Raw genomic sequence first — 11,437 nt, 5'->3', positions numbered from 1 at the left:
TGGTGTGGGCTGGGGGTGTTGTGAGGGAGTCGGGCTGAAGCCCGACCTACGGGCGCGCGCTTTGGGCCGCGGTCATTCGAGTTCGCGGGCTTCGCTGACGAGCATGACGGGGATGCCGTCGCGGATCGGGAAGGCGAGGTGGGCGGCTTTGGAGACCAGCTCCTGCTTCTCGGCGTCGTAGGTCAGGACGGCGTGGGTGACGGGGCAGACCAGGGCCTCGAGCATGCGGCGGTCGGCGGGTTCGCTCATTGCATGATCTCCTCATCGGCGCCGCCGCGGAGGGCGAATTCGATCAGGGTGACGAGGGTTTCGCGGCGGGTGTCAAGCGTGGGGGCTTCGAGGAGGGCCTGTCTGTCCTCATGGCTGAAGGGGCAGAGCATGGAGAGCGAGTTGATCAGGAGCTCGATCTCGGCGCCTTTGAGGTTGTCCCAGTCGGTGGAGAGGTTGAGCTTGGCGAAGTAGCGGCCGAGGAGGGCCATGAAGGCCTCGCGCTTGAAGCCGGGGTCGTTTTCGGTGGGGCCGAGGTCGCGGGCGAAGGGGGCCCAGTCGACGAGGCAGCGGCGGTAGGGGGTGAAGCCCTGGACCTCTTCCTTGATGCGGAAGCGCGAGATGCCGGAGAGGGTGACCATGTAGCGGCCGTCCTCGGTTTCGGAAAAGCCGGTGAGGCGGCCGGCGCAGCCGATGGCTTGCAGGCGCTTTTCGCCCTCGCGTTTCTCGCTGGCGGGGGTGTCGCGGGGCTGGATCATGCCGATCAGGCGGTGCTTGGTCTTGAGGCAGTCTTCGATCATCGCGAGGTAGCGGGGTTCGAAGATGTGCAGGGGAAGACGGGCTCGGGGCAGCATGAGTGCTCCGGGCAGGGGGAAGACCGGAATGGTGTCCGGCAGGTCGGCGGCATGCATCATGGGCATGGAGGTAGCCCGTGATCGGGGTCAGGCAAATATCATCGACGAGAGGCGGCGGCGGCCGGCGAGGACGATGGGGTCCTGCGGCTTCAGCGCGTCGAAGATGGTGAAGAGCTGGGTCTTGGCGGCGCCATCGTTCCACTCGCGGTCGCGGCGGAAAAGCTCGAGGAGTTCGTCGACGGCTTCCTGCGGGTTGCCTGCGGCGAGAAGGGCGGCGGCGAGGTCGAAGCGGGCCTGGTGGTTGGTGGGGTCCGCGGTGACGAGGGCGCGAAGTTCGGCCTCGGGACCGGCATTGGCGGCTTGCCGCGCGAGTTCCAGTTGCGCGCGGGCGGCGTCGAGTTCCTTGGACTTGGCGACGGCAGCGGGGGCCGCGGCGATCAGGCCCTCGGCCTGGTCGAGGTTGCCGAGCGCGAGGTGGGAGCGGATGAGGCCCCCGTAGGCGGCGGCGTTGTCGGCGTCTTCGCCAAGGATCGCGGCGAAGGTTTCGGCGGCATCAACGGCAGCGCCTTCGGTCAGCATGTCTTCGGCGGCCTGCAGCGCTTCGGCCAGGCCGCCGTCTCCGGCAAGGGCCGAGACGCGGTCGACGAAGGCTTTCAGCTCCGACGCGGGAACGGCGCCCTGGAAGGCGTCAACCGGCTGACCCTGCCAGAAGGCGTAGACGGTGGGGATCGACTGGATGCGAAGCTGGGCCGCGATGCGCTGGTTCTGGTCGACGTCGACCTTCACCATCCTGACCTTGCCGTTTGCCGCCTTGACGGTAGCCTCAAGCATCGGGCCGAGGGTCTTGCAGGGGCCGCACCAGGTGGCCCAGAAGTCGACGATGACCGGAATCTCGCGGCTCGCCTCGATCACGTCGGCCATGAACGTGGCTTCGGTCACGTCCTTGATCAGATCACCCTGCACTTGCGGTTTTTCGCCCAGACCCAGCATAGCGGACCCCCTTCAGATGTTTGTCCTTATATGGCGGCTGAGGGCCGAAAGGCCAAGGGGAGATCAGGCGGCTTCGCGGTAGGGACAGGTGACGAGGTGGTCGTTCACCAGACCTGCGGCCTGCATGAAGGCGTAGGTGATCGTGGGGCCGACGAAGTTGAAGCCTTCGGTCTTGAGCGCTTTGGACAATGCCTGGGATTGCGGGGTTTGCGCGGGGACATCCGTGAGCTTTGCCGGGTGGTTCAGGATCGGCTGACCGCCGACAAAGGACCAGAGGAACGGCGAGAACCCTTGCGCGGCCTCGATCCGGAGATAGGCCTGCGCGCCCCGGATCGTGCCTTCGATCTTCCCGCGGTGCCGGACGATGCCGGGGTCGGCGAGGAGGCGGGTCACCTCGGGTTCGCCCCAGATCGCAATGGTGGCGGGGTCGAAGCCCTGGAAGGCCGAGCGGAAGCCTTCCCGCTTGCGCAGGATCGTGATCCACGAAAGCCCGGCCTGGAAGGATTCGAGGATCAGAAGCTCGAAGAGCCGCTTCGGGTCACGCTCGGGGCGGCCCCATTCGTCGTCGTGGTAGTCGACATACAAGGGATCGGTCCCGCACCAGGGGCATCGATGAGAATTGTCGGTACTTTCCATGGCGGCACCCTTGGTTTTGAGGTCGGGAAGATTAGAACAAAATGCGAATTTTGACGTTTCGTTTACCGTTGCCGCTTTAGGTTGTCGACAGAGATGTGTGCCGGTTGGGGGATGTCGATGAGCTTTATGAAGGGACCGAAGGTATCGAAGTATGACCGCGATCCAGGGTCGGCCAGCCCGTTGGACGCGGCGATCTCGGTGCAGGACAGAGAGACGATGGCCATGGTCGCCTCGGCCCTGCAGGCGCGCCGGATGCGGCTGGCGTTCCAGCCGGTGGTCTATGCCGGGGACCCGCAAGTGATCGGCTTCTTCGAGGGGTTCATCCGGCTTTTGAACCTGCGTGACCAGGTGATCCCCGCGCGAGATTTCATGGCTGCGGTCGAAGAGCGTGAGCTTGGCCGCCAGATCGACTGCGCGGCGCTGCAGATGGGGCTGATGGCGATGGAGCGGAACCCGCAGATTCGGGTTTCGGTGAACATGTCGGCCCGGTCGGTCGGCTACCGGCCCTGGGTCGACATCCTGCGCAAGGCAATGGCCGAGACACCGCGGCTGGGCAAGAACCTGATCCTGGAAATCAACGAGGCATCGGCCCTGCAGGTGCCCGACGTGCTGAAGCCGTTCATGGCCGAGATGCGCGAGCATGGCGTCGTCTTCGCGCTGGATGATTTCGGCGCCGAGATGACGTCGCCGCGCCTGTTGCAGGAGCTGCGGTTCGAGATTGCGAAGCTTGACGGCGTGCTGGTGAAGGATGTCGACAAGCTGCCGGACGGGCAGATGGCGGCCGGGGCCGCTATCGCGATGGCCCATGCGCTGGAGATGTACATCGTTGCCGAAGCCGTAGAGACCGAGGGCGAGGCCAACTGGCTGCGCGCGGCGGGGGTTGGGTGCCTGCAGGGCTATCTCTTCGGCGCGCCGACAGTGACGCCGGACTTTCGCGCCTTTCGGCATGGGAGGCCGGGCCTGAAGGGCGAAATCACCCGCTGAGTTCAAGGGCGCGTTTTGCGGTTGGATCACCCGAGTTCCGGCAGGCGTTTCTATTGGCGCAGGACCAGTTTGAGCGCATCGGCAATCTCGACCTCGCCAACTGTCTTGCACTTGCCACAGGATGCCCTTACGCCAAAGGGAACCCGGCGCGAGCCCCTCGTGCCGACTGGCGCAGCGGGAGAGGATCGAGATGACCAATGTCGTAATCGTGTCGGCGGGTCGCACCGCCGTGGGCAGCTTCAACGGCGCGTTCGCCAATACTCCGGCGCATGACCTTGGGGCGAGCGTGATCGAGGCCGTAGTGGCACGGGCGGGGATCGACAAGGCCGAGGTCGAAGAGACGATCCTGGGCCAGGTGCTGACCGCCGGCCAGGGCCAGAACCCGGCGCGGCAGGCGCATATCAAGGCGGGTCTGCCGAAGGAAAGCTCGGCCTGGTCGCTGAACCAGGTCTGCGGTTCGGGCCTGCGGGCCGTGGCGCTGGGGGCGCAGCATGTGGCTTTGGGCGACGCGAAGATCGTGGTCGCGGGCGGGCAGGAGAGCATGTCGCTTGCACCCCACGTCGCGCATCTGCGTAGCGGGCAGAAGATGGGCGATCTGAACTTCATCGATTCGATGATCAAGGACGGTCTCTGGGACGCCTTCAACGGCTACCACATGGGCCAGACGGCCGAGAATGTTGCCAACCAGTGGCAGATTTCCCGCGACATGCAGGATGAGTTTGCGCTTGGGTCGCAGAACAAGGCCGAGGCCGCGCAGAAAGCCGGGAAGTTCAAGGACGAGATCGTGGCATTCACGGTGAAGACCCGGAAGGGTGACATCGTGGTGGATGCCGACGAATACATCCGCCATGGCGCGACGATGGAGGCGATGCAGAAGCTGAAGCCTGCGTTTGTGAAGGATGGCTCGGTCACGGCAGCGAATGCCTCGGGCCTGAACGATGGCGCGGCGGCGGTGGTCCTGATGGACGCGGATGAAGCGGCCAAGCGCGGGCTGACGGTGCTAGCGCGGATTGCGTCCTATGCGACCGCGGGGCTTGACCCGTCGATCATGGGCGTGGGGCCGATCCACGCAAGTCGGAAGGCGCTGCAGAAGGCGGGGTGGAAGGTCGGCGATCTGGAGCTGGTCGAGGCGAACGAGGCCTTTGCGGCCCAGGCTTGTGCTGTGAACAAGGACATGGGCTGGGACCCGGCGATCGTGAACGTGAACGGCGGGGCGATTGCCATTGGGCATCCGATTGGGGCCTCGGGCGCGCGGATCCTGAACACGCTGTTGTTCGAGATGGGCCGGAGCGGGGCGAAGAAGGGCCTTGCGACGCTGTGCATCGGGGGCGGCATGGGTGTTGCCATGTGTCTGGAGCGCGGCTGACGCAAAGATGGTTGGCCTGCTGCGGGCTCTGTCGCTGTTCCTGATCGGGGCGATCCTCGTTTTTCAGGTGGCAGCGCTCGAAGCGTTTCGGGAGGACGTGGCCAGCGGTGTGTACGACGGTGATGTCGCTCCGTCGCAGGACATTGTGCTGATGTTCATCGGCCTTGGAGTGGTCATCTTGGGACTTGCGCTTTTTCTTCTGATGACGAAGCGTTAAGGGCACAAAAACAATGCTCGCGGGAGGAGACTATGGGACGCACTGCACTGGTTACAGGCGGCAGCCGGGGTATCGGCGCTGCAATATCCGTCGCGCTGAAGGCTGCGGGCTACAAGGTGGCCGCCAACTACGCGGGGAACGATGAGGCCGCAGCGGCCTTTACCAAAGAGACCGGCATCCCGACGTTCAAGTGGTCGGTCGCGGAGTATGACGCCTGTGTTGCGGGGATTGCCAAGGTTGAGGCCGAAGTTGGCCCGGTTGATGTTCTGGTGAACAACGCCGGGATCACGCGCGATGCGATGTTCCACAAGATGACCCCGCAGCAGTGGAAAGAGGTGATCGACACGAACCTGTCGGGCCTTTTCAACATGACCCATCCGCTGTGGTCCGGCATGCGCGATCGCAAGTTCGGGCGGGTGATCAACATCAGCTCGATCAACGGGCAGAAGGGCCAGGCGGGGCAGGCCAACTATTCGGCGGCGAAGGCTGGCGATCTTGGGTTCACCAAGGCGCTGGCTCAGGAAGGGGCGCGGGCGGGGATCACGGTCAACGCGATCTGCCCGGGGTACATCGCGACCGAGATGGTGAAGGCCATCGACGAGAAAGTGCTGAACGAGCGGATCATTCCGCTGATCCCTGTGGGCCGTCTGGGCGAGCCGGAAGAGATTGCGCGGATCGTCGTTTTCCTGGCCAGCGAGGAGGCCGGGTTCATCACCGGGTCTACCATCAGCGCGAACGGCGGGCAGTTCGTCGTTTGAGCCAGGCAATACCCGCTGTTTCGGCCTGGAGACAACGTTGTGCAGGGGCTGCCCGGCCCCTGATTGCGGCGCGGCGCGAAACACTTCAGTTTGGTGAGTTGGCGGACTTTCGGCAGGCGGCAGATGTCAGGCGGTAGTGCGGCTCTTACCAAGACGCTTTCGCGCGGCAAGCGGGACGTTGCAGGCGATCTATCGCAGGCGGCGCAGATCGCTGGTGTGTCGGTTGTCCGAATTGCTTTCGAGATCGTGCGCCTGCAATTCGGTCGGCGGCGGATGGGCTATAACGACTACTTCCGTTTTGGCCTCTTCCGTCCGGAGCTGACACCGGAGGAGCGGGCTGCGTTCATCTCGGACAAACAGGGGCTCGCCTTGCACAATGCCCTGCAGGGCCCGGCAGAGAGCTCGGTTTCGGGGCTGTTCCGGGACAAGGTCCTGACCGATCTAGTGCTGAGGAGCGCCGGAATCCCGAATGCCGAGACGCTGGCGATAGCCCGCGCAAAGGATGCGCCCCTGCCCTATCCGGTCTTGCGGGGTGTCGAAGCGATCGAGGCCTTTCTTCGCGATCAAAGCCGGTATCCGTTTTTCGGCAAGCCGATCGATGCGTCGCGCAGCATCGGTGCCGCGAGCTTTCTGCACCTGGATGGCGATAACTTGACGCTTGGCGATGGCTCGGTCGTGTCGCTTCGGTCGACGGCAGCAGAGATCGCCCGGGACTATCCGAACGGCTATCTGTTCCAACCGCTGTTGCGGCCCCATCCGGAATTGGAGCGTTTGCTTGGCCCGGTCATCGGCACATTGCGGATCGCGACCCTGATCGGCGACAACGGACCAGAGCTGCTTTATGCGGTCCACAAAATGCCGAGCATCGGCGCGATGGTCGACGGTGCGGCGGCGGGAAGCAACGGGGCGGCCGTGGTCGACCCGGCCACCGGCGCGCTGATCAGGGCGCAGCTTTCGACCAAGTTCGGCGGGACGGACGAGGCTACAAATCCGGTCACCGGCGCAAGTCTTGCTGGCGTAGTCCTTCCGGACTGGGAGAAGGCCGCAAGCCTGGCGCTAAGCGTCCACGCGCTCTTCCCGAAGGCGGGCGTCATGGGGGCGGACATCGTGCTGACCGACCGGGGGCCAGTGGTCACCGAACTGAACAGCAACCCCTTGGCTTCGCTTTACCAGACGGCGGCGAACCGAGGCTTGCTTAACCCCGAATTCGCTGAGAGATATCGCAAGTCTTTGAAGCTCATGGGGGTCAAGCTTCCTTTGAAGGGCATCCGTCTTTGATTTGAGGGTGTTTGTCGGGGTCAGTGGCCGATTCAAACGACAGGGCAATCCGCATGGCCATGCGCTGAACGCCTTCGGTGCAGGGGTTTTCAAGCGTTGGCCGAAGCGAATGTGGTGAGATGACAAAAACGAAGGCTACCTTAATCGGCTTCACCGCGGTCCTGATGTGGTCGCTTCTGGCGCTGTTCACTATCGGCAGTGCGCCGGTGCCGCCATTTCAGCTAAACGCGCTGTGCTTTGCGGTGGGTGGTTTGCTCGGGCTGATGTGGACGGCACGGCGCGGTTTCGTGGTGCTGCGGGAGGTCAGCTGGAAGGTCTATGCGTTCGGGACGCTGGGCCTTTTCGGCTATCACTATCTGTACTTCACGGCCTTCCGCCTGTCGCCAACAGCCGAGACCGGACTGATCGCCTATCTCTGGCCGCTGTTCATCGTGCTTTTCTCGGGCCTGCTGCCGGGCGAGCGGCTGCGGGCGCCGCATGTGATCGGCGCGCTGATTGCCTTTGCGGGGGCAGCGGTGATCGTGCTGACACGGGGCGGTGAGGCCGAGGGGTCCGTTCGGGGGCTGGTGCTGGCCTTCCTTTGCGCGCTGACCTGGGCCGGGTATTCCGTCCTGTCGCGGCGGCTGGGGGCTGTGCCGACCGAAAGCGTGACGGTCTTCTGTCTTGCTACGGCAGCATTGTCGGCGGCAGCGCATCTGTCGCTGGAAGAAACGGTCTGGCCCGCTGATGCTTCGGGATGGGCTGCCGTTCTGGCGCTTGGGATCGGGCCGGTCGGGGCCGCGTTCTTCACCTGGGATATCGGCATGAAGCGGGGGGACATCCAGCTTCTGGGCGTGGCATCCTATGCGGCGCCACTTCTGTCGACACTGGCCTTGATCGGCGCTGGAATTGCCAGCCCAAGCTGGTCAATCGCCATTGCAGCGGTGTTGATTGCTGGCGGTGCGGCGCTTGCCGCGCGGGCAAGCGCCCGAGTGACCTAGCCTTAGCTGAGCCGCGCGATTTCCTCTTTGATGCGCAGCTTCTGCTTCTTCATTTCGGCGATCTGTAGGGCATCTGTGCTGGGGCTGCGCTGGGCTTGTTCGACCATCTCGGAGAGGACCTCGTGCTTTCTGCGCAGTTCCACCAGATGCGATGCGATCGTCATGGTCATCCTCCTGTAAAAGCTACCCACAAGTTGAGTGCACCACGAAAGCCGAGTCGAGTCACGCATTGTTCATCGGCTGTGACAAAGTGGTTCAGAGCAATTAGCGGAATTGTGCCGTGAGGTCGGCCCCCTCTCGCAGGACAGCATTTGCGGCGGGTGTATAGCTTTCGCGGTCGCCGTCATGGACGGGGCCGTGGTGGATGACGAAGGGGGCAAGCAGGCGGAACGGCGCGCGGCCGCCCTTGCGCGCCTGGAGGAGTACGCGGAGTGCGGGGCGGCCTTCGCGGGCGGCAAGCGGCAGAACGGCGGCCGAGCCGAGCTTCGGGGCAAGGGCGCCAAGGACTTCGGGCAGGCCATCGGCGCCGCAGATCAGGGTAAGCCAGCCGCCAGGGCGCAGGCGACGGGTGGCGGCGTGGACCCAATCGGCCAGCGGCGTCTCGATCTGCATCGCCTGGGCCCTGGCCTTGACCGGCGAGGGGCTGCCGCCTGTTGCATAGTAGGGCGGATTGGCGATGACATGGTCAAAATCGCGGCGGAGCGGCTTTGGCATCCGGGTAAGGTCGCCTTCGTGCACCTCCAGGGGAATGCCGTTCCGTTCGGCGTTGCGGCGGGCGAGGTCGGCGTAGGCGGGCTGAAGCTCCAGCCCCGCAAGCTGCAGGCCGGGCACCCGCCAGCCGAGGCAAAGCGCCGCAGCCCCGGCGCCGCAGCCAAGGTCAAGCACGCTTTCGCCGGGCCCGGCCGGGCAGGCGGCGGCCAGAAGCACGGGATCGGTCGCGGCCCGGTAGCCTTTCAGGGGCTGCAGCAACCGCAGGCGGCCGCAGAGAAACTTGTCGTCCGAAAGCTCGGCCTCGGCGAACATCAGAGGCCCGTTGGGATGTCGTTGTCGCGCATGATGGCTGCGGCGCGGAAATGGTCCTGGCTGGCGACCATCAGCCGCTGCGGCAGGATGCCAAGGCTTCCGTCCAGGATGCTCATGTGGACGTCCAGCGGAAACGTCGCTATACCCTCGCCTTCAAGAAGGACCGTGGCAAAGGCGATCACAGTGGGGTCGGTCGTGCGCAGAAGCTCCTTCATGTGATGGAGTTAACCCCGCCCATGGCGTGGGGCAAGGGCGGTGACGGGCGGAATGGACGGCGTGGGCGACAGCGCATTGAACAAGGCGATCACGCCGCAGGACAGGTTGAGCGTCGTGCTCGCCGAGGACATGGCCGCCGTGAACCGGCTGATCCGGGAGCGGATGGCGAGCGAGCATGCTCCACGCATCCCGGAGGTGACCGCACATCTGATCGAAGCCGGGGGCAAGCGGCTGCGGCCGATGCTGACCTTGGCGACGGCTCGGATGATGGGCTACGCGGGCGAGGACCATGTGAAGCTGGCGGCCACGGTCGAGTTCATCCACACCGCGACGCTGCTGCATGACGACGTGGTAGACGAAAGCCACCGGCGGCGTGGGCGGCCTACGGCGAACCTTCTGTGGGACAACAAGTCGAGCGTCCTTGTCGGCGACTATCTCTTTGCCCGCAGCTTCCAGCTGATGGTCGAGACGGGCAGCCTGCGGGTTCTGGATATCCTTGCCGATGCCTCGGCCACGATCGCCGAGGGCGAGGTGCTGCAGCTGACGGCGGCGCAGGATCTGCGGACCGATGAGGGCGTCTACCTGCAGGTGATCCGTGGCAAGACGGCTGCGCTTTTCGCAGCGGCGACCGAGGTTGGTGGCGTCATCGCGGGCGCCTCGGCGGCGGAAGTGGCGGCGCTTCGCGAGTACGGGGACGCGTTGGGAATTGCCTTCCAGATTGTTGACGACATTCTGGATTACGGTGGGTCAGATGCAATAATCGGAAAGAATACAGGGGATGACTTCAGGGAAAGGAAGCTGACTCTGCCCCTGATCAAGGCCGTGGCGAAAGCCAGTGCGGAAGAGCGTGCCTTCTGGGAGCGCGTGATCGAGCGGAGCGACCAGCGCGACGGCGACCTGGCCCGAGCAATGGTTATTTTGCAAAGGCATAGCGCAATATCTGGTAGCCGGGCTGACGCCGAGGCCTGGGTCGACCGTGCAAAGGCAGCGCTGAACAACTTGCCCGTGCATCCGCTTCGCGAGATTCTGTCAGAGCTTGCGGATTACGTAGTGCGCCGCATTTCGTGAACTGTTTCCATTCCGGAACCGTGAAATGACCGAATTGGGATCATGTTTTGGCCAAAGTCTTTACGTACTTTTGACGGTGCAAAGTGTAAAAGCGTCTGCAAAAATCGGCCGTTCGGGCTGACAAGCGGTGCCGACCCGCGGAAGAAGAAGTCGGCGAAGGGCCCAGATCCTTGGTGGGGCGTTGAGGGTCTGGTAACCTGAGTAATGTGAAATTACATGAACCCCAGGCGCCTCTGCCTGGGAGGGAGTGAAGGAAAAAATGAAGTTCTTCGACTGGCTTTTTCGGCGCAAACCGAAGTCGAACCGCGCAAAATTCCGCGGCAGCGAGGAAGAGCAGATCCGGGCGACCAAGGCTGCGATCGATTCGGTCGCTGCTGGCACTGGTCCGGCTGCCGGGCGATTCCCCAAGCTTGCCGGTGGCGCGCCTGAGGTCCTGACCCAGACTGCGAACAGCGCAGTTGTGGCGAAAGAAGGGCCGAAACCGGCCATGAACATCTGGGAGATGGAAGACGAACCTGCCGCTCCTACCCCTGCACCGACCCCGGCACGCGAGATTTCGGCCGAGGCGGGCGCTCGCCGCCGTCCGACGCGCAACAAGACACGGGTTCTGGGCTTTGAGCCGCAGCCTGCAGCCGTGGTGCCGCTCTTCGACGAAGGTCGGATGGAAGATACGAGCGAGCCCGGCGATAAGGCCGGCGTGGTTATGTATCCTACCGGTTGGCTGGTGATCAAAACCGGGCCTGGTCGCGGTGCGGCCTTCCCGGTGATGCGTGGTATTTCGCAGATCGGCCGGGGTGCCGACCAGACGATTTCTCTCGATTTCGGCGACATGGCGATTTCGCGTCAGAACCATGCGGCGATCGCGTATGACCCCTCGACGCATCAGTTCCATGTCGGGCATGGCGGCAAATCGAACCTTGTGCGGCTGAACGGCAAGCCGCTTCTGTCGACGGAAGTTGCCGGGGACGGAGACGAAATCCAGATCGGCGAGACGACGCTGGTCTTGAAAGTGCTCTGCACGCCTGCCTTCAACTGGTCTGCGGTCGAGGCCGAGGGAGACGGGCATGATATGGCGATCG

15 protein-coding genes are annotated in these 11,437 nt (G+C 64.2%); 8 read left to right on the top strand and 7 right to left on the bottom strand.

Annotated features, from left to right (window positions below; all coding sequences use genetic code 11):
• Nucleotides 1-72: 72 nt before the first annotated feature.
• From ACRCSW_RS22940 to ACRCSW_RS22925, 4 genes are all read right to left on the bottom strand, one after another.
• Nucleotides 73-249: a Trm112 family protein gene (locus ACRCSW_RS22940; protein WP_438707965.1), complete on the bottom strand. Its 177-nt coding sequence runs from the start codon at nucleotides 247-249 to the stop codon at nucleotides 73-75.
• Nucleotides 246-902 (bottom strand): LON peptidase substrate-binding domain-containing protein, encoded by a 657-nt coding sequence (locus ACRCSW_RS22935; RefSeq protein ID WP_438707967.1) that lies wholly within the window; start codon nucleotides 900-902, stop codon nucleotides 246-248. The genes ACRCSW_RS22940 and ACRCSW_RS22935 overlap by 4 nt, the downstream gene beginning before the upstream one ends.
• A gap of 27 nt (nucleotides 903-929) precedes the next feature.
• On the bottom strand, nucleotides 930-1,832 hold the full coding sequence (gene trxA, locus ACRCSW_RS22930; RefSeq protein ID WP_438707964.1) for a thioredoxin: 903 nt from the start codon (nucleotides 1,830-1,832) through the stop codon (nucleotides 930-932).
• Nucleotides 1,833-1,895: 63 nt separating this feature from the next.
• On the bottom strand, nucleotides 1,896-2,468 hold the full coding sequence (locus ACRCSW_RS22925) for a DNA-3-methyladenine glycosylase I (RefSeq protein WP_438707963.1): 573 nt from the start codon (nucleotides 2,466-2,468) through the stop codon (nucleotides 1,896-1,898).
• Nucleotides 2,469-2,585: 117 nt separating this feature from the next.
• Between ACRCSW_RS22925 and ACRCSW_RS22920 the strand changes: the two genes are divergently transcribed.
• From ACRCSW_RS22920 to yddG, 6 genes are all read left to right on the top strand, one after another.
• Nucleotides 2,586-3,452: an EAL domain-containing protein gene (locus ACRCSW_RS22920; RefSeq protein WP_438707962.1), complete on the top strand. Its 867-nt coding sequence runs from the start codon at nucleotides 2,586-2,588 to the stop codon at nucleotides 3,450-3,452.
• Nucleotides 3,453-3,642: 190 nt separating this feature from the next.
• On the top strand, nucleotides 3,643-4,818 hold the full coding sequence (locus ACRCSW_RS22915; RefSeq protein WP_438707961.1) for an acetyl-CoA C-acetyltransferase: 1,176 nt from the start codon (nucleotides 3,643-3,645) through the stop codon (nucleotides 4,816-4,818).
• A gap of 7 nt (nucleotides 4,819-4,825) precedes the next feature.
• Nucleotides 4,826-5,035 carry a hypothetical protein gene (locus ACRCSW_RS22910; protein ID WP_438707960.1) on the top strand — a complete coding sequence of 70 codons (210 nt, stop codon included), beginning with the start codon at nucleotides 4,826-4,828 and terminating at the stop codon, nucleotides 5,033-5,035.
• Between the two features lie 32 nt (nucleotides 5,036-5,067).
• On the top strand, nucleotides 5,068-5,793 hold the full coding sequence (gene phbB, locus ACRCSW_RS22905) for an acetoacetyl-CoA reductase (RefSeq protein WP_438707959.1): 726 nt from the start codon (nucleotides 5,068-5,070) through the stop codon (nucleotides 5,791-5,793).
• 123 nt (nucleotides 5,794-5,916) lie between these two features.
• Entirely contained in the window at nucleotides 5,917-7,071 is a 1,155-nt protein-coding gene (locus tag ACRCSW_RS22900) for a sugar-transfer associated ATP-grasp domain-containing protein (RefSeq protein ID WP_438707958.1), read from the top strand.
• Nucleotides 7,072-7,190: 119 nt separating this feature from the next.
• Complete coding sequence (gene yddG / locus ACRCSW_RS22895) at nucleotides 7,191-8,051, top strand: aromatic amino acid exporter YddG (protein ID WP_438707957.1); 861 nt, start codon at nucleotides 7,191-7,193, stop codon at nucleotides 8,049-8,051.
• Between the two features lie 2 nt (nucleotides 8,052-8,053).
• Here the strand turns inward: yddG and ACRCSW_RS22890 are convergent, their stop codons facing one another.
• The 3 genes from ACRCSW_RS22890 to ACRCSW_RS22880 form a co-directional block, all read right to left on the bottom strand.
• Nucleotides 8,054-8,215, bottom strand: a complete 162-nt coding sequence (locus ACRCSW_RS22890; RefSeq protein WP_438707956.1) for a YdcH family protein — start codon at nucleotides 8,213-8,215, stop codon at nucleotides 8,054-8,056.
• A gap of 100 nt (nucleotides 8,216-8,315) precedes the next feature.
• Entirely contained in the window at nucleotides 8,316-9,074 is a 759-nt protein-coding gene (locus ACRCSW_RS22885) for a tRNA1(Val) (adenine(37)-N6)-methyltransferase (protein WP_438707955.1), read from the bottom strand.
• Entirely contained in the window at nucleotides 9,074-9,289 is a 216-nt protein-coding gene (locus tag ACRCSW_RS22880; protein ID WP_438707954.1) for a putative signal transducing protein, read from the bottom strand. The genes ACRCSW_RS22885 and ACRCSW_RS22880 overlap by 1 nt, the downstream gene beginning before the upstream one ends.
• A 52-nt stretch (nucleotides 9,290-9,341) precedes the next feature.
• Between ACRCSW_RS22880 and ACRCSW_RS22875 the strand changes: the two genes are divergently transcribed.
• Together ACRCSW_RS22875 and ACRCSW_RS22870 are read left to right on the top strand one after the other, a co-directional pair.
• Nucleotides 9,342-10,358 (top strand): polyprenyl synthetase family protein, encoded by a 1,017-nt coding sequence (locus tag ACRCSW_RS22875; RefSeq protein ID WP_438707966.1) that lies wholly within the window; start codon nucleotides 9,342-9,344, stop codon nucleotides 10,356-10,358.
• 259 nt (nucleotides 10,359-10,617) lie between these two features.
• The coding region (locus ACRCSW_RS22870; RefSeq protein WP_438707953.1) for an FHA domain-containing protein at nucleotides 10,618-11,437 on the top strand (820 nt) is incomplete at its 3' end.

This window comes from Tabrizicola sp. (genome assembly GCF_051645465.1).
Taxonomy (GTDB): Bacteria; Pseudomonadota; Alphaproteobacteria; order Rhodobacterales; family Rhodobacteraceae; genus Tabrizicola.
The sequence above is the reverse complement of the archived record's forward strand: the minus strand, read 5'-3'. Positions and strand labels throughout refer to the sequence as shown.